Genomic DNA, 22,576 nt, shown 5'->3' with positions numbered 1-22,576 from the left:
ATATCGATATAAAAATATAGTTTGTATAGAACTATAAAAAAATGGGTAATTATGATAAAATAAATATATTGGGAGTTGGTTAAAATTAACAAATCAAAAAATAATATATATATTTTAATAATTAAATCAATTTTAATAACACTTGGAGGACTGGCATTTCCGTTATTATATATTTTTTTACCTGCAATTTTTTTGACAGAAGCAATTACAGAGGGAATTATAAAAATAATGGGAATATTTATTGGGCTTTGTATATTAGTGAGCATATTAATATCTCCTATTGCCGGGATATTAGTATTAAATTTGTTTGGTCCTATAGTTTTAGTTTATCATTATATGATTTCAAATAAGTATGAGGTAAATACAACGATTATAGTAGCGGCAGGTACATTCTTTTTATCTATGATTATGAGTTTTTACTTTTTAGGAATAACACCGGAACTTTTAAAATCACAAGATGTAATTTCTAAAGTAATTGAACTACAAAGAGAAATTTTCAATTCAGAACAATTTTCTGAATTTTCAAAAGCATTTAATGAGTCGGAAATATTAAGTTACTATAATAGATCTCTTCAAATAATGCCGGCTATGATGGTTTGTGTATCTCTAATTATTTCATATTTAACTTATGTTATTTCCGGACGAACTTTATTAAAAAGAGGAGGTTATATATCACAACCTTCATCGTTTATATTTTTTAAGGTTCCGAAAGAATTTGTGATAGTTGGAGTTTTTTCGCTGATATTGATTTATTTTATGCAAGATGTTTTTGGCGTAGGATATTTGATATTAATGGAGAATATACTCATAGTTTTTTCTTTAGTGTTATTTTTTGCAGGTCTTAGTTTGCTTCAATTTTTCATGGTAAAAATAAAAGCAAATAAATTTTCAAAAATAATTGTAACAGTTGTTACATTTATGTTTCCGACAGTTCAGATAATACTTGTTGTAATTGGGTTTGTAGATTCGATATTAAATTTTAGAAAATTGCCATAGTGAGGTGAGTATTTTGGAAGATAAATATACTTTAAATAGTTTTAAACCATATTTAATTTTTTCAACTATTGTAGTTTTGATTTTACTATATTTATGGCCGATAGTCGGTGCTGTTGCCATGGTAATTTATGTTTATATTGTGTATTTGAGTGCTAAGATGATTGAGTCAAAAAATCAGACACTAAAAAAATATGTGGAAGACATTAATGTTGATTTTGATACTGTCACTAAACATACTATATTCAGTATGCCGTTTCCTCTCGTAGTAATAGACGATAAGGGAAAAATTAATTGGTATAATTCTCAATTCCTAAATATTTTTTCTCATCAGGATATAATGAATACTGAAATTAGCAGTTTAATTTCTGAAATTAACGTTGAAAGTATTATAGATAAAAATGTAGAAGAAAGTTTTTATGTAACGTTAAATGAAAATAAATATAAGGTATATGAGAAGATAGTTGATGTAAATAAATCTGCATCTGACAGAAATAAAATGCTTATATTCTACTTTATAGACTCTACGGAATATGCTAAATTAGAGCAAAAGTACATTGATGAAAATGCAATAGTAGCAAAAATAGAAGTTGATAATTTTGATGATGCAATGGATTCTACACCATCAAATAACAGACCTCAATTAATTGCAGAAATAGATTCAACTGTAAGAGATTATTTTAATGATTTTAATGCTCTTGTTAGAAAATTTGATAGTGATATGTATCTTGTTATAATGAGCAATAAGTCGTTAAATCAAATTAAAGAGAAAAGATTTGATTTATTGGATGATTTAAGAGAGCTTGATAAAGGAAATACAATACCGATTACACTTTCTATAGGAGTTTCATCTTTTGGACTTTCATTCAGAGATGCATATGAAGAATCTGATACTTGTTTAGATCTTGCTTTGGGACGAGGAGGAGATCAGGCGGTTGTAAAAGTTGCAGATAATTATGAATTCTTTGGAGGCAAGTCTAAAGCGGTAGAAAAAAGAAACAAAGTTAAGGCAAGAGTTCTCGGTATAGCGTTAAGGCAACTTATAGATGGCGCTAAAGATGTATTTATAATGGGTCATAAAAATGCTGATATGGATGCAATAGGTTCTGCAATTGGAATTTTAAGAGCAGCGTTAAATCGTGAAAAAGAAGGATATATAGTTCTTAATTCTTCAAATCCGTCAATAGATAATTTGATTTTAAGGATGAAAGAAGAAGAGCCTGATTTATATAATAGAATTGTAAAAGAAGACTTTGCGGCAAATACAATAAATGCAAAATCACTATTGATTTTAGTGGATAATCACAAACCGTCATTTACGGAAGCGCCGGATTTGCTAAAGCTTACACCGCAAGTTGTAATAATAGATCATCATAGAAGGGGAAAAGAGTTCGTAGATAATCCGGTACTGACATATATTGAGCCTTATGCCTCATCTGCATCTGAACTTGTAACAGAAATGCTTACTTATATGAATGATGATTTGAATATTACTCATTTTGAAGCAGATGCACTTATGAGCGGTATAGTTGTCGATACTAAGAACTTCAGTTTTCAAACAGGAGTTAGAACTTTTGAGGCTGCATCTACATTAAAAAGAGCCGGAGCAGATATGTTAAAAGTTAAACAGCTTTTCCAAGATGATTTAGACACAATGCTGAATAGAGCGGAAGTAGTTCATAATACTAAAATAGTATTTGATGAAATTGCAATATCACGACTTGAACGTGAAGCAGAAAATTCAATTTTAATTTCAGCTCAAGCCGCAGATGAATTATTAGAAATAACAGGAATAAGAGCAAGTTTTGTAATGACTATGACAGATACCGGAGTGCATATTTCCGGTAGAAGCAAGGGAAATATTTCAGTTCAATTGATACTTGAAAGAATTGGCGGAGGAGGCCATTTAAACATGGCAGGAGCTCAGCTTGCAGTTAATAGCTTGGATGAAGCGGAGGATATACTATTAAGAGCAATAGAGGAATATATTAATGATAATAGGGGAGATAAGAAATGAAAGTTATATTATTAAAAGATGATAAAAATCTTGGTAAAAAAGGAGATTTAGTAGAAGCTAAAGACGGATACGCAAGAAATTTTTTAATGCCTAAAAAAATTGCAATTGAGGCAACAGAAGCCAACTTAATAAAATGGAAAGAACAAAAAAAACTTGAAGAAGAACAGGAAAAAGAAAATAGAAAAAATTTTAATGAACTTAAGAAAAAAATAGAAAACGGTAAGGTTGTAATATCAGCAAAAGCAGGAGAAGGAGGAAGGCTTTTCGGAGCAATAACATCTAAGGATATAGCGGAAGCTCTAAGTTTACAAATGAAAATTGAAGTAGATAAAAAGAAAGTAGACTTATCTGAAAATATAAAGACTGAAGGTACAAGAAAAGTTTCAATTAAATTATATCAAGATATAATAGCTGATTTAAAAGTAGTAGTGGAAGCAAAATAATGGAAAATGTAAATTTAAAAATACCTCCAAACAATACAGAAGCAGAACAATCTGTACTTGGAGCAATGATGTTATCAAAAGATGCAATTACATCTGCAATAGAAATTTTAAGAAGTGATGATTTTTATTTAGATATTCATGGAGAAATTTACTCTGCAATTCTTTCCATATACAACAGAAATGAGCCTTCAGATTTGATAACAGTAACTGAAGAACTTAAAAAAAGAGCATCTTTAGAGGATATTGGAGGATTGTCATATCTTGCAAATTTGACAAGTTCTGTTACGGCAATTTCAAATGTAGAACAGTACTGCAAAATAATAAAGGAAAAGTCTACATTAAGACGACTTATAACAACATCTGACAAAATAATAGCAAATGCTTATTCGCAAGATGCAGAAGTAGAATCTATAATAGAAAGCGCAGAAAAGGATATATTTAATATAACCCAAGATTCTCACAGAGATGGACTTATTCCCGTTAAAGAAGTTTTACTTGAATCATTTGCCGAACTTGAAAGCAAAGCTCAAAATCCTAATGCTCTAACAGGACTTACAACAGGATTTATAGATCTTGATTATAAAATATCGGGGCTTCAAAAGTCTGATTTAATATTATTGGCAGCAAGACCGTCCATGGGAAAGACTGCATTAATGGTAAATATTGCGACAAATTCAGCAATAAAAGCAAAAGCATCTGTTGCCATGTTTTCACTTGAAATGAGTAAAAATCAGTTAGTACAAAGAATAATTTCTTCGACTTCACATGTTGATTTGCAAAAAGTAATAAGTGGAAATTTAAATGAAGATGAATGGTTAAAAATTATAAATACTATGCCTTTAATTTCTGAAATGAAAATAGAAATAGATGATACCGCGGGAATTTCTCCAATAGAACTTAAAGCAAAGTGCAGAAGGCTTAAAATGGAAAAAGGTCTTGATTTAATAGTGGTTGATTATTTACAGCTAATGCAAATGAATGGACGAGTTGAGTCAAGACAACAAGAAATTTCAGCAATTTCAAGAGCATTAAAAGCTACCGCTAAAGAATTGGAAGTCCCCGTAATAGCGTTATCTCAATTGTCACGTGCACCTGAAACAAGAACTGATCATAGGCCTATACTTTCAGACCTTCGTGAATCAGGAGCGATAGAACAAGATGCGGATATAGTTATGTTTTTATATAGAGATGAGTATTATACGAAGGAAGAATGTGAGAATCCCGATACCGGAGAAGTTATAATCGCAAAGCACAGAAATGGTCCGACCGGGACAGTGGAACTTCTATTTAAAAAGGAATTTACTAAATTCTTAAATAAGGAAAGAGAGAATTAAATATTGGAGGTAAGATGGATTTTTTAAAAGTAATAATTCTTGGAATAATTGAAGGGATAACAGAATTTTTGCCGATATCTTCAACAGGACATCTAATATTGGCAAGTGATTTTATATCTTTAACTCCAAAGGAATTTGAAAATGCATTTGAAGTAATTATTCAACTTGGAGCGATACTTTCAGTTCTTGTAATATATTTTGATACTCTAAATCCATTTTCAAAAAACAAAATGAGTAAGCAGTTAGTTGAAAATCAAAGTAGACTTACAATATCTCAAAAATGGTTTTTACGGGATAAGAAGACCATGAGATTAATTGCGAAAATTATAGTCGGATTTTTACCTGCTGCAGTTCTTGGATTTTTATTTGATGATTTAATTGATAAATACTTATTTAATAAGGTTACAGTTTCTTTGGCGCTTGTCTTTTATGGAGCTGTAATTATACTTATGGAGAATAGGGGCAAGAAAATTAAATTTAAATATGAAAAGCTTGATAGTATAACAATTAAAACAGCATTTTTTATAGGAGTATTTCAATGTCTTGCAATGGTACCCGGAACATCCAGGTCGGCAGCTACAATTATTGGCGCTATGATACTTGGATGTTCAAGAACAGCTGCAGCTGAATTTTCATTTTTTTTGGCAATTCCAACAATGCTTGGAGCAACAAGTTTGAAGATATTAAAGATGGGAATAGGATTTAGTTTACATCAATGGATACTGATTTTAGTCGGTGGATTAGTTTCGTTTTTAGTTGCATATGCCGTTATAATAAAATTTATGGGATATATTAAAAAACACGACTTTAAGATATTTGGAATATACAGAATAATACTTGGAGCTGTTGTTTTGATTTCAATGTTAATATTTAAATAAAACTGCCAAATAGTTAGAAAACTGTTTGACAGTTTTTATTTTAGATATTAAAATGTTTGTTACACTTGCTATACATATATTTAATTATTTTTTTGAATTTATTAAAAATTTATAAATAATTTGTTTGTAAATGGCAAAATTAATTGATTTTGCATATTTGCTGTGATAGAATTTATATGTTATAGATATAGGAAATTTTATTTTAGGAGGTAGTTTTATGGAAACTTTATTATCTATTATAATAGCACTGTCTGCATTAGTTATGATAGTTATTGTTTCGATAACAGAAAGCGATCAAGCCGGTCTTGGAACATTGAGCGGTGAAGAAACTTCTGCTTGGGGAGAGCATAGAGGATCGAGCAAAAAAGATTTAGAAAACCGCATTATGAAGATTGCTTCAGTTATTTTTGTTGTAGCTTTAATAGCACTTGCGGCAATTTAGGGGAGGAAAAATGGACAATATTTTATTAATAGCTCCTGTTGTAGGAGTATTAGCACTTATTTTTGCTTTATATAAGGCAAACTTTGTAGCAAAACAAGATGTTGGAAACGATAGAATGAAAGAAATTTCTTCTTACATTCAAGATGGCGCTATGGCATTTTTAACAAGAGAGTACAAAGCTCTTGTAATTTTTGTTTTAGCTCTTGGAATTATTCTTGCAGTTGGTTTAAAAAGTCCGGCAACAGCAATTTGCTTTGTTGTAGGAGCAGTTTTTTCTGTACTTGCAGGATATGTGGGTATGAAAGTTGCTACAAAGGCAAATGTTAGAACTGCAAATGCAGCTTGGAATGGCGGACTTGGAAAAGCACTTGATGTTGCATTTTCAGGTGGAGCAGTAATGGGAATGTGTGTAGTAGGCCTTGGAATTATTGGTATTTCATTGGCATATTATTTTACAAAAAATACTACAATAGTAACAGGATTTTCTCTTGGAGCTTCATCAATAGCTCTTTTTGCCAGAGTTGGTGGCGGTATTTATACTAAAGCTGCCGATGTTGGAGCTGACCTTGTAGGTAAAGTTGAAGCGGGAATTCCTGAAGATGACCCTAGAAACCCTGCTGTTATTGCGGATAACGTAGGAGATAACGTTGGGGACGTTGCCGGAATGGGAGCAGATTTATTTGAATCTTATGTTGGAGCGTTACTTTCAGTTATAACTCTTGGGGTTGTAGCTTATGAAGAAAGCGGTGTTACTTACGGACTTGCAATTGCAGCAGTTGGTATAGTTGCATCAATTATTGCAGCTTTCTTTGTAAAGGGAGATAAAAACCCTCAAAAAGCTCTTAACAATGGAGAATATGTGTCTGCAGCGGTAACTATTGTTATTGCGGCAGTTTTATCTAGCAGAATTTTTGGAAGCTTTAGACCGTTTATTCCTGTAATAGCAGGTATTGTTGTAGGTCTAATCATTTCTAAATTTACAGAATATTATACAGCGGCTGAATATAAACCGGTACAAAGAATTGCAGCTGAATCAGAAACAGGTGCATCAACAAATATTATTTCAGGTCTTTCAGTTGGTATGATGTCAACAGTTTGGCCTATAGTAGTAATAGCTATTGGTATTATTGTTGCTTATGTTGGAGCAGGCGGAAATGAAAATGCTATTCACGGATTATTCGGGATATCTCTTGCAGCAGTTGGTATGCTTTCAACAACAGCTATGACTATTGCAGTTGATGCTTATGGTCCAATTGCAGATAACGCAGGGGGAATTGCAGAAATGTGTGAACTTCCTGAAGATGTAAGAGAAATTACAGACTCTCTTGATGCAGTAGGTAATACAACAGCAGCTATCGGTAAGGGATTTGCAATAGGTTCTGCAGCACTTACAGCATTAGCATTGTTTGTATCATATATAAATGCAACAGGACTTGAAGGAATAGATGTATCAAAGCCTGAAGTAATAGCAGGAACATTTATCGGAGGTATGCTTCCATTTGCATTCTCTGCTCTTACAATGAGTGCAGTAGGTAAAGCTGCATCTGCTATGATAGATGAAGTTCGTCGTCAATTCAGAGAAATTCCTGGTATTATGGAAGGAAAAGCAACTCCTGAATATGCTAAATGTGTAGATATTTCTACAGGTGCAGCTCTTAAGGAAATGATTATTCCGGGAATGATAGCAGTAGTAGTTCCTATATTGGTAGGACTTGTATTTGGAGCTGAAGCTCTTGGTGGACTTCAAGCAGGTGCTCTTGTAACAGGTGTATTAATGGCTATATTCATGTCAAATGCCGGTGGAGCATGGGATAATGCTAAAAAGTATATTGAAGGTGGAAATCATGGCGGCAAGGGTTCAGAGGCTCATAAGGCAGCTGTTACAGGTGATACTGTAGGAGATCCATTCAAGGATACTTCAGGACCGTCTCTTAACATCTTAGTTAAGCTTATAACAGTAGTATCTCTTGTATTTGCACCAATATTCTTAGAATTTGGCGGAAAGTTATTCTAAAATAAAATTTTTATCGGGCCTCTTTTCAAGGAGGCCTTTTTTATTTACATATTAATTTAACTAAGGGGGTGTGTTATGAAAAGTAAATTTGTATCAAGTATACTGCTTATATTTTCGGCGGCTATATGGGGATTTGCATTTGTTGCACAATCAACCGGAATGGAACATATAGGCCCATTTACTTTTTCTGCTTTGAGAAGCATCATTGGAAGTATTGCAATGATTTTGACAATTAACGTAATTCCAAAAATAGGAATGCTCCAAAAAAAGGAGACTTCTGTTGTTGTAGATAAAGCATTAACAAGAAGGGCAGGAATAATAAACGGAATTATTTTATTTTTTGCGATGAACTCACAGCAGTATGGTTTATTGTATACTACTCCGGGAAAAGCAGGTTTCATAACAGCACTTTACATAGTTATAATTCCCATAATGAGAAGTTTTATGGGAGAAAAAGTATCGCTAAAAGTGATTATTTGTGTAATTTTTGCTACATTTGGGATGTATTTACTTTCAGTTAAAGAAAATTTCACTGTAAATTTTGGAGATATTGTAGTGTTTTGTTCTGCAATATTTTATTCCATACATACACTTACACTTGCACATTATTCTCCAAAAGTTGACAGTATAAAATTAAATGCTTTTCAGTTTTTATTAAGTGGAATTCTGAGCCTTATTTGTGCGCTTATTTTTGAAACATTCAGTTTACAAGATATAGTTAATTCTATGGGGTCTATTCTATATGTTGCAATAATGTCAACAGCAATAGCATATAGCTTGCAAATAGTTGCGCTTAAAGTTCTGGAGCCCACAATAGCATCGTTACTTAATAGTTCAGAATCGATATTTGCCGTATTAGGGGGATTTTTGATACTGAATCAACATTTGACTCATAGAGAATTAATAGGGTGTTTGATAATGTTTGTATCAACTTTGATAGCACAAATACCGATAATGTCATTTAGGAGAAAATATGAGTAAGAAATTTATATCCGGAATAATGCTCTTAACAGCCGCAATTATTTGGGGATTATCTTTTATGGTTATATCAATTGGAATGGATAGTCTCGGTACATTTGCATTTGCATCTATTAAATCATTATTAGCGGCGATTTTTTTGTTTGTAATAATAGTAGCGGCACCTAAAATATCTATCATAGAAAAAGATTTTAAAACAGATTTTATGGACAGATCTCTTGCGATTAAAGGTGGAATTTTATGCGGGATAGCCATGTTTTTAGTTACTAATGTTCAACAAATTGGAATAATGGGAACAACTTCAGGTAAAGCAGGATTCATAACAACTCTTTATATAGTGATAATTCCGACAATAAGTTTATTTTTTGGGGAAAAAATAAGTAAAAAAGTTATATTGTGTATAATTTTTGCCATTATCGGTTTTTATTTTATGTCTGTAAATGAGAGCTTTGACTTTTCTAAAGGAGATATACTTGTCTTTATATCTTCTATTTTGATGAGTATACACACTATTATGCTTGCAAAATATTCTCCTAAGACGAATATTTTTGAATTGAATTTTTATCAATTTTTAGTTTGTGGATTGATTTCACTTGCATTTGCATTAATATATGAGACATTTACATTTGAGCAAGTTATTTCAGCTATGCCGGCTTTATTATATATGTCAGCCATTTCAGGTGTAATAGCATTTAGTTTGCAGATATATGCATTTAGGAATCTAAATACAACAATTGCCATGATGATCTGTTCTTTGGAGTCTGTAATAGCCCTTATAGGAGGACATATATTTTTAAATGAAAGTCTTACAAACAGAGAACTTGCAGGCTGCACAATTGTCTTTATATCAATAGTTATTGCACAAATGCCCGAGAGTACAAAAAATATACAAAAAAGTAATTAAAAATTATATATTTCTTAAAATTTTTCATAATAAGTTTACAATATTAAGGTTTTTTTATGTCATAATATAATTAAGGAAGTGAGAAAATGAGTGAGACTAATTTTTTGAGAAGAATTTTTTCGAAGAGCTTTGCATCAAAAAAGAATTTAATAATAACTATAGATAGAGAACATGGAAGCGGAGGATTTGAAATTTCAAAAATAATCGGTGAATTGCTTAATATAGAAGTCTATGATGAAGATATAATTGAACTTAAAACGCTTGAGGGAAAAGTAGATCCTGATAATATAAAAAAAGACGACTCATTTTTGCAGGGAACTATTTATGATTTATATAGAGAAAATTATTCATATTCACAAGAAGATATCACTAATATAGATGCGTCATTTCTCGCAAATTCAAAAACTATAAGAGATTTTGCAAAAAAAGGAAGCTGTATAATACTTGGAAAATGTGCCAATTATGTATTAAAAGATAATTATGATATTTTTAGTGTATTTATAACTGCAGATAAGGAATATAGAATAGAAAGAATTATGCAAAAATATAACATAGATAGAGAAAAAGCTATCTATACTATGAATAAGAAAGATACTCGAAGAAAAAATCATTATAATAAGTTTACAAACGGAAGCTGGGGAAATGCTTTTGAATATGATTTGACTATAAACTCTTCAAAATTCAGTAATGAGGATGTAGCAAAGATAATAATTAAGAGTTCGGAATTAAAAAAATAATGCTCATCAGGGCATTATTTTAATTTGTTTAAATTTAAGGTTTCATCAAATTCGATGAATTTTTCTCCATCACCTATCATAATTGTAGGTACTCCAACTTTTCCCGATGCTTTGATTTCATCAAAGTATGGGTGGAAATCTCTATATTTTAAAAATTTTTTTAGATTTGACATATTTTCAGTAATATCGATTATATCATAATCTAAATCAGAATTTTCAAAAGCTTGTATTGCAGGGGGACAATCCGGACATTTTCCGGATATGAAAACTGTAATCATAATTACCTCCAAAAATTAATTTTATAATAATATAACACATAAAAAATATATAAGCTATACTTCAAATAGGATAAACAAAGTTTTAAATTATAGCGATTAATGATATAATTTAACATTAGGAGTGAATATAATGAATATGTTTATAATTGGAGCAATACTAGTATGTCTTGTAGCAATGCTTGTATTCAAATCCATATCTATTTTGTTTAAAGTCGTTATTAATATAGTGATAGGAGCTGTAATACTTAATATATTTAATTTAATCGGAGTAAAGTTTGGAATTGATATAGCTGTAAATCCACTTACTTCATTTTTAACAGGATTTTTTGGAACTCCTGCAGTAGTTATTTTAATTTTAATAAAGATTTTTTTATGAGGTGTTAAATTGAAATATGTTTATAGAACCTTTATAGTAATTTCGATTTTATCCTTGTCAATTCTTGTTGCACTTGTATATAGGATAAAGCCGACACATGAGAATAAAGGTATAAATAAATTAAAAAATGAAACAGTAGAATCTGCATTTGAAGAAGATAAAAAGAAAGATATAAATGTATTTGAAACGGACAAGCCTCTTAGGATATTAGTTCTTGGCGTAGATAAGACGGCAACTGTGAATATGAGTGAAGAGCAAAATGGGATGAGATCGGATACTATAATGCTTTTTACAATAGACCATAAAAATAATAAAGTTCAAATGTTTTCAATTCCGAGAGATTCATATATAAAAATTCATGGATATGCAAAAAATAAGATTAATGCGAGCTTTAATGAATTTGTATATCCGAATGGAGGGCTTGGTCTTACTGTAAGTACAATAGAAGATTTTTTAGATGTCAAGATAGATCATTATGCCATAGTTGATTACAAAGTCGTTTCAGGGATTGTAGATGCGGTCGGAGGAATAGATGTAAATTGGGAGCATAAAGATTACTTTTATAGAGATGATTGGGTAGTTCCGCCTCTTGAAATAAATTTAAAACATGGAATTAATCATCTTGACGGAATGGGAGCTGTGTCATACCTTAGAGCAAGAAAAGTGTATAAAGATCAGGATATTGGAAGAATATCTGCACAACAGGGATTTTTAATGTTACTTTTTGATAAGTTGAAATCTCCTGCAACATTTTTTAAACTACCTCAGCTTTTAGATATAGTTGATGAATTTCTTGAAACAGATTTAAACTACGGAGAAATTTCTTTTCTTGCAAAGTATGGACTGTCTCTTAATAGAGAGGATATTATAGGTGAAAAATTAACAGGGCATGGAGAAAATGTTGAAATAGGAAATGAAATACAAAATGTATATGTTGTAAGCATTGATGAAGCCAGAAAAATAATTAATGAATTTCCTCAAAAATTGATAGAAAAACAAGCTGAAGAACAATTACAAGAAGATGAAATAAATACAGAAAAAGCTGACGGATAGGTCGGCTTTTTTAAATACAGGAGATAAAGAATGGAAAAAGATGTTATAATATTTAAAACGAAGTAATTAATGAAAATCTATTAGGAGGAAAATATGGACATTAATAAAATTATTGAAAGAGAAGCCAAAAAATATGACAGTTTCTATTTATATGATGAAAATATAATTGATGAGTATACCGGAAGATTAAAAAGAAATTTTCCAAAAGTGAAATTCTTGTATTCTGTAAAGTGCAACTCTAATTCATTAGTTGTAAAGAGTGTATTTTCAAGAGGATTTGGAGCTGACGCTGCAAGTTTAAATGAAGTTTTAATGGCGGAAGAAAATGGACTTTCAAAAGATGAAATTTATTATTCTGCTCCGGGGAAAAGTGAATATGATATAAGAGAAGCTGTTAAAAAGTCCACGATTATTGCAGACAGTATAGGTGAAATTAAAAAGCTTCAAAATATTGCTGAGAAAATGAATATAGTACTTGATATTGGTGTTAGGATTAATCCTGAATTTTCATTTGACAGTTTTGATGGTAAACCATCAAAATTCGGAATAGATGAAGAACAACTATTTGAATACATAAAAAACAATGAACTTAAAAATATAAATATTGTTGGAATTCATGTCCATATTAAGAGTCAAGAACTTAAAATTGAAAATTTGATTAGCTATTACGAAAAGATGTTTAATCTTGCAGAAAGATTTAGAAAAATATTAAATACGGATTTAAAATTTATAAATATGGGTTCAGGAATAGGAATTCAATTTTCTCCAAAAGATAAACCGCTTGATATAGAGAGACTTGGAGAAGAATTTAATAGAAACTTGGAGATATTTTTAGAAGAATATCCGAATACAAAAGTATTTATAGAAGTTGGACGATATGCTACGGGAAAGAGCGGAAGATATATAACAAAAGTAATGGATAAAAAAATATCTTATGGGAAAACCTATGTTATTTTAAAAAATACTTTAAATGGATTTTTAAGACCGGCTGTGATAAAAATGGTAGAAAAATTTACAACGGAACCGGATTTAATCTGTTGGGAGCCGTTATTTACATGTAGTGATGCTTTTGAGATAAGACCGCTTAAAGATAGTTCACAGTTAGAAAAAGTAACACTTGTTGGAAATTTATGTACGGCAACGGATGTGATATTGGAAGATGTAACTATGCCTAAGCTTGAATGTGAAGACTTGGTTGAAATTACAAATGCGGGAGCATATGCAGCGGTATTGTCTCCTATGCAATTTTCATCTCAGGAAAAACCGGCCGAATTGTTTTTGACAGTGGATGGAAGAATTTTAAAATAGTAAAATAAAGAGATAAAGAGAAATATAAAAAACCACTTTTTAAATTTAAAAAGTGGTTTTTTAAATAAATTACTATACGCTAAGGGCAAAAGATACTCCCATATATGTAGCACACATCCAAAGTCCAAAAAAGAATGAAAATAAAAATCCATAACCTACACTTGATAGAATAGAAAATCTATGGTGTTTTTGATTTGAAATAAACATACGAACATCTCCTTATATATTTTATTATGTACTATAGTTTTAAATCACAACGGAAGTTATTATAATACAATTTTACAAATAAATAAAGGGCTTAAATTAAAAAATTTAAAGTTTTTAAAAAGGACAAAAGGCTAAAATTTTGTGTAATTTAAAGATAATAAAGTGCCTTGATAAAGTATAGATAGAATGAAAAGGTTTTTATTTGATATAATCTATTTAAAATTTCATTTAATGCAATATTGATATTGTTTAATATATAACTATTGTAAAAAATATTTAATATTTGCAAAATAATGATATAATTAATTATATGATTGTTTTTTTATAAAAATTTATAATTGGGAGGTAATAATATGACAACTGATGCAATTTCAAAAATTAAAAATGTCGAGGACAGCTCTAAAGAAAGAATTATAAAAGCAGAAGCTGAAGCAAAAAAGATTTTGGAAGATGCTGTTAATAAATCTAAAATCAGATATGATGAAATTTTTGAAAAAGCCTGTAATGATAGAGATAAAATATTAGAAGAAGCTAAGCAAAAAGGACAAATTAATTCAAAGCCAATTATAAATGAAGCTGAAGAAAAATCTAATGAAATTTTAAATATATCCGAAAAAAAATTGTTGGATATAGCGGATTCTATAGTTGAGAGGATTGTGATGAATAATGGCAATAGTTAGAATGAGTAAATTCAGCCTATTTTCTTTTGATTCTGACAGGCAAAACCTTTTAAATGTATTGCAAAAATTTAAATATATTCATTTTAATACTCTTGCAAGTGATGATGAAAGCTTTTTAACAAAAATAGAAGCTAAGGAAGAATTACTAAGCCTTGATGAATCTATGAGCGCATGTAAGTGGAGCATAGATTTATTAAGCGGCTTTTTAGAAAGAAGCGGAACTTTTGAAGAATTAAAGGCCGGAGTAAAAACATTTAATTTAAAGGAAATAGAAAATAGGGCAACAGCTTATAATTTTAAAGATAATTATAAATACATTTATGAGTTGGTTGAAAAGAGAAATAGTTTAGAACAAGAAAATACAAATTTAAAGACAACAATAAACGATTTGAAACCGTGGGAAAGTTTAAAGCTCAACATTAGAGAAATATTGGAATTTGAAAATACTGATGTAAGTATCGGGACTGTACCAAAAAAATATATAAATGAGTTTATAGAAGAAGCAGAATTGTCAGAGCTTGTGCATATTGAGCAAGTAAGTAAAAACAGCAGTTTTTCCTATATTATTTGCTTTTATGATAAATCAAGTAAGGATGAACTTTCTAAAATTATGCACAAGTACGGATTTTCAAGAGTTGAAATAAAAACTGACGGAAATGTATCTGATGCCATATCTAAATTGGAAAATACAATTTCTGAGAATAATAATAAAATTTTAGAAATTGAAAAAAAAGTTTTATTAAAAGTCGACTTACTTGAAGATTTTAAAATTTACTATGAGTATTTAAAGAATAAAAGACTGAAATTTGCTTCAAGCGAAAAATTTTTAAAAACTGAAAATGTGGACATAATTGAAGGATATCTTCCTACCAATAGAGAAAAAGAACTCATATCATTATTAGACGATACTCTTGGTAAAAATTATTACATCGAGATAGAAAAGGCGAGTGAAGATGATCCGAAGGTTCCGGTACAATTAGAAAATAATAATTTTGTAGAGCCGTTTGAATCTTTGACGACAATGTATTCAATCCCAAGATATAATGAAATAGATCCTACACCGTTATTTGCTCCATTTTATTTTATATTTGCAGGGATAATGGTTGGAGATTTAGGATATGGGTTATTGCTGTTTTTAGCAACATTTTTTGCACTTAAATTTTTCAATTTGGATAAAGTTAAGAGAAATTCTATTAAATTTTTTATGTATATTTCAATCTCAACAATGTTGTGGGGAATTGTATTCGGTTCATTTTTTGGAGATGCTATACCTATGAAATCACTCCTTAATCCGTCTGAAGACTATGTAGCTATGATACTTATGTCTTTAATATTTGGAGGAATTCACATATTTTTTGCACTGGGAATAAAGGCTTATATGAATATAAGAGATAAAAAACCGTTAGATGCACTATATGATGTCGGATTTTGGTATATGGCGGTAATGGGAGCTATAGTATGCATTGTGGCAAACGTACTAAAGTTAAAATCAGGAATATTTAATGCGGCAATGATCATAATGGTTCTTGGAATGATAGGAATAGTTTTAACTGGAGGAAGAACTGAAAAGACCATAGGAGCAAAACTTGGATGGGGAATTTATGCGTTGTATGGAATAACATCTTATTTTGGAGATTTTGTATCATATCTGAGACTTATGGCACTGTCATTAGCGGGTAGCTTTATAGCTATTGCAGTAAATATAATTGTTAGAATGTTGTTCCAAAATGGAATTTTAGGAATAATATTTGGAGCTCTGATATTTTTGATGTTTCAGTTATTCAATATGTTTTTGGCGTTTTTATCAGCTTATGTACATTCTGCAAGATTAACTTATGTAGAAATGTTTAATAAATTTTATGAGGGTGGAGGAGTACCATTTAAAAATATGGTAGCAGAATCTAACTACTTTAATATTGAGGAGGAATAATATGTATCAAGGATTTTTTGTAAACAATGGTGGAATTATGCTTGGAGCATTTGGAGTTGCAATAGCAGCACTTATGGCAGGTGCAGGTTCTGCAAAAGGAGTAGGAATTGCAGGGGAGGCTGCAGCGGGAGTTGTAATTGAAGAGCCTGAGAAGTTCGGTAAGTCATTAATTCTTCAGCTTCTTCCTGGAACTCAAGGATTATATGGTTTCGTAATAGGAATGCTTATACTTTTTAAATTAACTCCGCAATTAGATTTATATGAGGGATTTGTTTTACTTTGTGCTTCTCTTCCGGTAGGTCTTGTAGGATATTTTTCAGCAATAGCTCAAGGGAAAGTATCTGTTGCAGGTATTAATATTCTTGCGAAGAATGAAGAACAACAAGGAAAGGGAATTATTTTTGCAGTAATGGTTGAAATGTATGCAATTTTGGCATTTGCAATTTCATTTTTAATTATGATAAAGGTTCAATAAGGAGGCTTACAGTGTCAAACTTAGACAATTTGATTAATAAAATTGAAACCGACTCTGTAAAAAAATCTGAAGAAATTCTAAGTCAAGCAAATCAAAAGGCATCTGAAATTATAAGTGAAAATGAAGAAAGAGCAAAGACGGAAGCAAAAAAAATTATAGACAGAGCAAATAAAGACTCTGAAAAAATTTTAGACAAAGCCATTTCGGGAGCGGAATTAAAGGCAAGAGATATGGTTTTAGAAGCTGAACAAAAAATTGTAGATAGAGTTTTTGAAACGGTAATTGATAGATTGGAAAATTTATCAGATGAAGAATATATAACATATGTGAAAAATTCTATTGCAAATGTCAAGCTGACTTCAAATTCAGTTCTAATTGTTCCGGAAAGATATAAGCAGGCAGTAAAAAATGCAGACTTTGGAATTGAGATTTCAGATGAGTCGGTAAAAAGTGGATTTGCACTTTTAATGGGGAATATTTTATACAATAATAAATTTGAAGATATAGTCGAAGTTAAAAAAAGCGATTTTGAAATGGAAGTTTTTGAAAAGCTATTTATCAGTTAGGAGGTAGAAATGGATAGAAATTTATTCATTCAACAATCTGCGATAGTTAGAGTTTTAGAAAAAAAACTTCTTAATAAAAGTGTTTTTGACAGAATGTCAGAATCAAGAAATCTTGAAGATGCTCTTAGAATTTTGGGAGATTCAGTCTATCAAAGTTATATTTTAAAATTAAATAGAAATGAGGATTTTGAGGAGGCTCTAAAGAGCGAGCAGGAGGACGTCTATAAAAAAGCTTATGATTTAAGTCCTGATGACAGAATAGTAGATATTTTAGTTTTAAAATATCATTATCATAATATTAAAGTTTTTATAAAAGAAAATATTTTAGGCGAAGATTTTAGGCAATTATACATTGAATATGGAAATTTTGATGTTGAAAAAATTAAAAAGCAATTTTTAAATGAAAAAAATTCGTCCGGAGAATTTTATGAGGTTATAAAACTGTCAAAGGAAGAATATGAAAAGACTAAAGATCCTCAATGTATTGATATTATAGTAGATGAATTTTATTTTTCAAGACTTAAAGAATTGGTAAAAGACATTGATTCTGATTTGTTTTACAAATATATAGAAGATCTTATAGATTTTACAAATATAAACACATTGTTAAGATGCCAAAAACAGGAAAGAACTTTAGGATTTTTAAATAGAGTTCTGATTGATGGAGGCAGCATTAAAAAGAATGAGTTTTTTAGATATTTGAATAATAAAATTGACGAAGACAGTATGCTGTTTAAACCTACAAGGATATACAGGTATGTAAAACATGGTATTGAGGAGTATAATCAGACAAATTCACTACTAACTTTTGAAAAAGAGAAAGATAACTATTTTATAAATCTGATAAAAGATGTCAAAAGAATTACTTATGGACCTGAAGTTTTGTTTGCATACTTGCTTGCAAAGGAAATGGAAATTAAGAATTTGAGAATTATAATGATATCAAAGATGAATGGACTGGATGCTTCTTTCATTAAGGAAAGGCTACGTGATAGTTATGTATAAAATTGCAGTTGTTGGAGATAAAGATTCTATTTTGGCATTTAAAGCTCTGGGAATAGATGTAGTGGTGGCATATGAAGAAGATGAAGCCAGACAAAAGGTTGATTTTCTTGCACAAAATGGTTATGGGATAATATTTATAACAGAGCAATTGGCTGAAAAGATAGAAGAAACAATAAAGAGATATAATAACAAAGTTACACCGGCTGTTATATTAATTCCGTCAAATAGGGGAACCTTAAATATAGGAATGAATAACATAAATAAATATGTTGAAAAAGCAGTCGGATCAAATATTTTATAAAGGAGGGGCTTTTTTGAAATCAGGAAGAGTAATTAAAGTTTCCGGACCATTAGTAGTAGCAAGCGGCATGGAAAATGCCAATGTGTATGACGTGGTAGAAGTATCTGAAAAAAAATTAATAGGCGAAATTATAGAAATGAGAGGCGATAAAGCTTCTATTCAAGTATATGAAGAAACAACCGGAATAGGACCGGGAGATGAAGTTGTATCTACCGGATATCCGCTGTCGGTTGAGCTTGGACCGGGGCTCATAGAGCAGATGTTTGACGGAATACAAAGACCTCTTGAAGCTCTTAAAGATACTACGGGAGATTTCCTTGTAAAGGGAGCAGAAGTCCAAAAGCTAAATCGTGAAAAGAAGTGGGAATTTAAACCTACAGTTAATGTGGGAGATGAGGTATCAGAAGGAGATGTAATAGGCACAGTTGAAGAAACTCCTATTGTACTTCATAAAATAATGGTTCCAATTGGAGTTAGCGGAAAGGTTTTAAAGATAAGTGAAGGAAAACATACAGTAGATGAGATTATATGTGTGCTTGAGACTGAAAATGGTCAAAAAGAACTGAATATGATACAAAAATGGCCGGTAAGACGTGGACGTAAGGTTACAAAAAAAATAGACCCTACAACTCCGCTTGTTACAGGACAGAGAGTTATAGATACATTCTTTCCTATAACAAAAGGAGGAACGGCAGCGATTCCGGGACCATTTGGAAGTGGAAAGACAGTTGTTCAGCATCAGCTTGCAAAATGGGCGGATGCTCAAATAATTGTATATGTAGGATGTGGAGAACGTGGAAATGAAATGACGGATGTACTTATGGAGTTTCCGGAACTAATAGATGCCGGTACGGGACAATCTCTTATGAAAAGAACAGTTCTTATAGCAAATACATCTAATATGCCGGTAGCAGCACGTGAGGCATCTATATATACGGGAATTACAATTTCTGAATACTACAGAGATATGGGATATTCCGTTGCAATGATGGCGGACTCAACATCACGCTGGGCTGAAGCGCTTCGTGAAATGAGCGGACGTCTTGAAGAAATGCCGGGAGATGAAGGATATCCTGCATACCTTGCATCAAGAGTTGCAGAATTTTATGAAAGAGCAGGGCGTGTAATTTGTCTAGGTTCAGATAAAAGAGAGGGAGCACTTTCTGTAATAGGAGCTGTTTCTCCTCCGGGAGGAGATATTTCAGAGCCTGTAAGTCAATCTACTCTCAGAATAGTAAAAATATTTTGGAAACTTGATTATGACCTGTCATATAGAAGGCATTTTCCTGCAATAAACTGGATAGATTCTTATTCACTGTATCAAGCAAAAATGGATAAATATTTCAATGAAAATGTAGATAGAGATTTTTCTAAGAATAGAATAAGAGCTATGACACTTTTACAAGAAGAAACAGGACTTCAAGAAATAGTTAGACTTGTCGGCAGAGATTCACTTTCCGAATCAGATCAACTAAAACTTGAAATTACAAAATCAATTCGTGAAGATTTCTTGCAGCAAAATGCTTTTCATGACATCGACACATATTGTTCATTGGATAAGCAAAATAAAATGATGAAAGCAATATTAAAATTTTATGATTGTGCAATAGATGCACTTCAAAACGGAGTATATTTATCTGAAATATCAAGTATGCCTATAAGAGAGAGGATAGCAAGAGCTAAAAACGTATCTGAATCGGAACTTGTTAAATTAGATGAATTAATTTTAGATATAGAAAGAGAAATGAAAGAACTGAGAATAGGAGGAACTATAAATGCTTAAAGAATATAAGTCGGTAACAGAAGTAGTAGGGCCTCTTATGGTAGTGGAAGGTGTAGAAGGAGTAAGCTATGAAGAGCTTGTAGATATAGAACTTCAAACAGGTGAGAAAAGACGTGGACGTGTAATCGAAATTGATGGGGACAAAGCCATGGTTCAAATTTTTGAAGGCTCAAGCGGAATCAATCTTCAAGAAACAAGTGTTAGATTTTTGGGAAGACCGCTTGAACTTGGGGTAAGTCCTGATATGATAGGAAGAGTATTTGACGGACTTGGACAGCCTATAGACGATGGTCCTCGAATCATTCCGAATGCAAAAATAGATATTAACGGCTCGCCGATAAATCCTGTAAGTAGAGACTATCCGTCAGAGTTTATTCAAACCGGAATTTCTACAATAGACGGTTTAAATACATTAGTAAGAGGACAAAAACTTCCGATATTTTCAGGTTCAGGTCTTCCACATAATAATGTAGCGGCTCAAATTGCAAGACAGGCTCAAGTAAGAGGCTCAAATGAAAAATTTGCGGTAGTATTTACAGCTATGGGAATTACATTTGAAGAAGCTCAGTTTTTTATTGATGACTTTAAAGAAACAGGTGCAATAGACAGAGCGGTATTGTTTATGAATTTGGCGGATGACCCTGCTATAGAAAGACTTGCTACTCCTAAAATGGCACTTACATGTGCAGAGTACTTGGCATTTGAACTTGGAATGCACGTGCTTGTAATAATGACAGATATGACAAATTATGCAGAGGCGCTTCGTGAAATATCTGCAGCTCGTAAGGAAGTTCCGGGTCGTCGTGGATATCCGGGATATTTATACACAGACCTTGCAGGTATTTATGAAAGAGCCGGAAGAATTAAAGGAAGAAACGGTTCAATAACACAAATTCCTATATTGACAATGCCGGAAGATGATATAACCCATCCAATACCGGACCTTACAGGATATATAACAGAAGGACAGATTATTTTATCAAGACAATTATATAAGCAGGGATTAGAGCCACCTATAAATGCAATACCGTCATTGTCGCGTCTTAAAGATAAGGGTATCGGAAAAGGAAAGACAAGAGAAGATCATGCCGATACGATGAACCAAATATACGCTGCATACACATCCGGAAAAGAAGCAAAAGAACTTTCAGTAATACTTGGAGATTCAGCGTTATCTGATGCAGATAAAGCATTTGCAAAATTTTCAGATGAATTTGAAAAGAGATATGTAAATCAGGGATATTATACAAACAGAGCAATAGAAGAAACTCTTGAATTAGGTTGGGAATTGCTTAGACTAATTCCAAGAGCGGAATTAAAGAGAATAAAGGACGAACTTCTTGATATATATCTTCAGAAAGATTGAGGTATATTATGACAAAATTAAACATCAATCCAACGAGAATGAATTTGTCTATGCTAAAGAAAAGACTCATAACCTCATCAAGAGGACATAAGCTTTTAAAAGATAAGCAAGACGAACTTATGAGGAGATTTATAGAAATAGTAAAAGAAAATAAAAGATTGAGAGAGGAAGTTGAAGCGGAACTTTCAAAATCATTTAAAGACTTTTTATTAGCATCTGCATTTATGAGCCCTGAGATGTTGGAAGCAGCAGTAACATTTCCTACACAAAAGACAAATCTTGAAATAACCACTAAAAATGTAATGAGTGTTGAAATACCTCAGATGGAATTTAAGACAGAAAAATTGACAGAAGACGGCTCATTATATCCATATGGTTATGCACAAACAACAGCAGATCTTGATGAAGCAATAGATAAGCTGAGCTACGTAATGGATAAACTGCTTAGACTTGCACAACTTGAAAAATCAACTCAGCTCATGGCAGATGAAATAGAAAAGACAAGAAG

General features: G+C 31.4%; 24 protein-coding genes. 22 read left to right on the top strand and 2 right to left on the bottom strand.

Going from position 1 to position 22,576, the window contains the following annotated elements; genetic code table 11:
- Positions 1–75 precede the first annotated feature (75 nt).
- The 10 genes from HMPREF0629_RS01405 to HMPREF0629_RS01360 all read left to right on the top strand — a co-directional run bounded on the left by HMPREF0629_RS01405 (position 76) and on the right by HMPREF0629_RS01360 (position 10,740).
- A complete protein-coding gene (locus HMPREF0629_RS01405; protein ID WP_009221591.1) occupies positions 76–996 on the top strand; it encodes a DUF2232 domain-containing protein in 921 nt (306 codons plus the stop codon).
- Positions 997–1,009: 13 nt separating this feature from the next.
- Entirely contained in the window at positions 1,010–3,010 is a 2,001-nt protein-coding gene (locus HMPREF0629_RS01400) for a DHH family phosphoesterase (RefSeq protein ID WP_039856410.1), read from the top strand.
- Positions 3,007–3,453: a 50S ribosomal protein L9 gene (rplI, locus tag HMPREF0629_RS01395; protein WP_009221589.1), complete on the top strand. Its 447-nt coding sequence runs from the start codon at positions 3,007–3,009 to the stop codon at positions 3,451–3,453. The genes HMPREF0629_RS01400 and rplI overlap by 4 nt, the downstream gene beginning before the upstream one ends.
- Entirely contained in the window at positions 3,453–4,787 is a 1,335-nt protein-coding gene (gene dnaB, locus HMPREF0629_RS01390) for a replicative DNA helicase (protein WP_009221588.1), read from the top strand. Before rplI ends, dnaB begins: the two co-directional genes overlap by 1 nt.
- A 14-nt stretch (positions 4,788–4,801) precedes the next feature.
- Positions 4,802–5,665, top strand: a complete 864-nt coding sequence (locus tag HMPREF0629_RS01385; RefSeq protein ID WP_009221587.1) for an undecaprenyl-diphosphate phosphatase — start codon at positions 4,802–4,804, stop codon at positions 5,663–5,665.
- A gap of 217 nt (positions 5,666–5,882) precedes the next feature.
- Complete coding sequence (secG, locus tag HMPREF0629_RS01380) at positions 5,883–6,107, top strand: preprotein translocase subunit SecG (RefSeq protein WP_009221586.1); 225 nt, start codon at positions 5,883–5,885, stop codon at positions 6,105–6,107.
- A gap of 10 nt (positions 6,108–6,117) precedes the next feature.
- Positions 6,118–8,121: a sodium-translocating pyrophosphatase gene (locus tag HMPREF0629_RS01375; RefSeq protein WP_009221585.1), complete on the top strand. Its 2,004-nt coding sequence runs from the start codon at positions 6,118–6,120 to the stop codon at positions 8,119–8,121.
- Between the two features lie 75 nt (positions 8,122–8,196).
- Positions 8,197–9,102, top strand: a complete 906-nt coding sequence (locus HMPREF0629_RS01370) for a DMT family transporter (protein WP_009221584.1) — start codon at positions 8,197–8,199, stop codon at positions 9,100–9,102.
- Positions 9,095–10,003: a DMT family transporter gene (locus tag HMPREF0629_RS01365; protein ID WP_009221583.1), complete on the top strand. Its 909-nt coding sequence runs from the start codon at positions 9,095–9,097 to the stop codon at positions 10,001–10,003. The genes HMPREF0629_RS01370 and HMPREF0629_RS01365 overlap by 8 nt, the downstream gene beginning before the upstream one ends.
- Before the next feature lie 86 nt (positions 10,004–10,089).
- Complete coding sequence (locus HMPREF0629_RS01360; protein WP_009221582.1) at positions 10,090–10,740, top strand: AAA family ATPase; 651 nt, start codon at positions 10,090–10,092, stop codon at positions 10,738–10,740.
- A gap of 14 nt (positions 10,741–10,754) precedes the next feature.
- Here HMPREF0629_RS01360 and HMPREF0629_RS01355 read toward each other — a convergent pair whose 3' ends face one another.
- Positions 10,755–11,018, bottom strand: a complete 264-nt coding sequence (locus tag HMPREF0629_RS01355; RefSeq protein WP_009221581.1) for a glutaredoxin domain-containing protein — start codon at positions 11,016–11,018, stop codon at positions 10,755–10,757.
- A gap of 130 nt (positions 11,019–11,148) precedes the next feature.
- On the opposite strand from HMPREF0629_RS01355, the gene HMPREF0629_RS01350 reads away from it, so the two are divergent.
- The 3 genes from HMPREF0629_RS01350 to HMPREF0629_RS01340 all read left to right on the top strand — a co-directional run bounded on the left by HMPREF0629_RS01350 (position 11,149) and on the right by HMPREF0629_RS01340 (position 13,755).
- Positions 11,149–11,394 (top strand): pro-sigmaK processing inhibitor BofA family protein, encoded by a 246-nt coding sequence (locus HMPREF0629_RS01350; RefSeq protein WP_039856407.1) that lies wholly within the window; start codon positions 11,149–11,151, stop codon positions 11,392–11,394.
- A 9-nt stretch (positions 11,395–11,403) separates the two neighbouring features.
- Positions 11,404–12,447, top strand: a complete 1,044-nt coding sequence (locus HMPREF0629_RS01345) for an LCP family protein (RefSeq protein ID WP_009221579.1) — start codon at positions 11,404–11,406, stop codon at positions 12,445–12,447.
- A gap of 93 nt (positions 12,448–12,540) precedes the next feature.
- Positions 12,541–13,755 carry a diaminopimelate decarboxylase gene (locus HMPREF0629_RS01340; protein ID WP_009221578.1) on the top strand — a complete coding sequence of 405 codons (1,215 nt, stop codon included), beginning with the start codon at positions 12,541–12,543 and terminating at the stop codon, positions 13,753–13,755.
- Between the two features lie 72 nt (positions 13,756–13,827).
- Here the strand turns inward: HMPREF0629_RS01340 and HMPREF0629_RS08095 are convergent, their stop codons facing one another.
- Positions 13,828–13,962, bottom strand: a complete 135-nt coding sequence (locus tag HMPREF0629_RS08095; protein ID WP_255263792.1) for a hypothetical protein — start codon at positions 13,960–13,962, stop codon at positions 13,828–13,830.
- Between the two features lie 353 nt (positions 13,963–14,315).
- Here HMPREF0629_RS08095 and HMPREF0629_RS01335 point away from each other — a divergent pair, with 353 nt between their 5' ends.
- The 9 genes from HMPREF0629_RS01335 to HMPREF0629_RS01295 form a co-directional block, all read left to right on the top strand.
- Entirely contained in the window at positions 14,316–14,642 is a 327-nt protein-coding gene (locus tag HMPREF0629_RS01335) for a V-type sodium ATP synthase subunit G (RefSeq protein ID WP_009221577.1), read from the top strand.
- Positions 14,629–16,572 (top strand): V-type ATP synthase subunit I, encoded by a 1,944-nt coding sequence (locus tag HMPREF0629_RS01330; RefSeq protein WP_009221576.1) that lies wholly within the window; start codon positions 14,629–14,631, stop codon positions 16,570–16,572. The genes HMPREF0629_RS01335 and HMPREF0629_RS01330 overlap by 14 nt, the downstream gene beginning before the upstream one ends.
- Before the next feature lies 1 nt (position 16,573).
- Positions 16,574–17,047 carry a V-type ATP synthase subunit K gene (locus tag HMPREF0629_RS01325; protein ID WP_009221575.1) on the top strand — a complete coding sequence of 158 codons (474 nt, stop codon included), beginning with the start codon at positions 16,574–16,576 and terminating at the stop codon, positions 17,045–17,047.
- A gap of 11 nt (positions 17,048–17,058) precedes the next feature.
- Positions 17,059–17,613 carry a V-type ATP synthase subunit E gene (locus HMPREF0629_RS01320; RefSeq protein WP_009221574.1) on the top strand — a complete coding sequence of 185 codons (555 nt, stop codon included), beginning with the start codon at positions 17,059–17,061 and terminating at the stop codon, positions 17,611–17,613.
- 9 nt (positions 17,614–17,622) lie between these two features.
- A complete protein-coding gene (locus HMPREF0629_RS01315) occupies positions 17,623–18,618 on the top strand; it encodes a V-type ATP synthase subunit C (RefSeq protein ID WP_009221573.1) in 996 nt (331 codons plus the stop codon).
- A complete protein-coding gene (locus tag HMPREF0629_RS01310; RefSeq protein WP_009221572.1) occupies positions 18,611–18,919 on the top strand; it encodes a V-type ATP synthase subunit F in 309 nt (102 codons plus the stop codon). The genes HMPREF0629_RS01315 and HMPREF0629_RS01310 overlap by 8 nt, the downstream gene beginning before the upstream one ends.
- A 13-nt stretch (positions 18,920–18,932) precedes the next feature.
- Positions 18,933–20,702: a V-type ATP synthase subunit A gene (locus HMPREF0629_RS01305; RefSeq protein ID WP_009221571.1), complete on the top strand. Its 1,770-nt coding sequence runs from the start codon at positions 18,933–18,935 to the stop codon at positions 20,700–20,702.
- Entirely contained in the window at positions 20,695–22,068 is a 1,374-nt protein-coding gene (locus tag HMPREF0629_RS01300; protein WP_009221570.1) for a V-type ATP synthase subunit B, read from the top strand. Before HMPREF0629_RS01305 ends, HMPREF0629_RS01300 begins: the two co-directional genes overlap by 8 nt.
- Before the next feature lie 8 nt (positions 22,069–22,076).
- On the top strand, positions 22,077–22,576 hold a 500-nt coding region (locus HMPREF0629_RS01295; RefSeq protein WP_009221569.1), incomplete at its 3' end, for a V-type ATP synthase subunit D.

The organism is Peptoniphilus sp. oral taxon 386 str. F0131, from assembly GCF_000090945.1.
Taxonomy (GTDB): Bacteria; Bacillota; Clostridia; order Tissierellales; family Peptoniphilaceae; genus Anaerosphaera; species Anaerosphaera mikwangii.
This window is presented reverse-complemented; position numbering and strand designations above follow the sequence as displayed.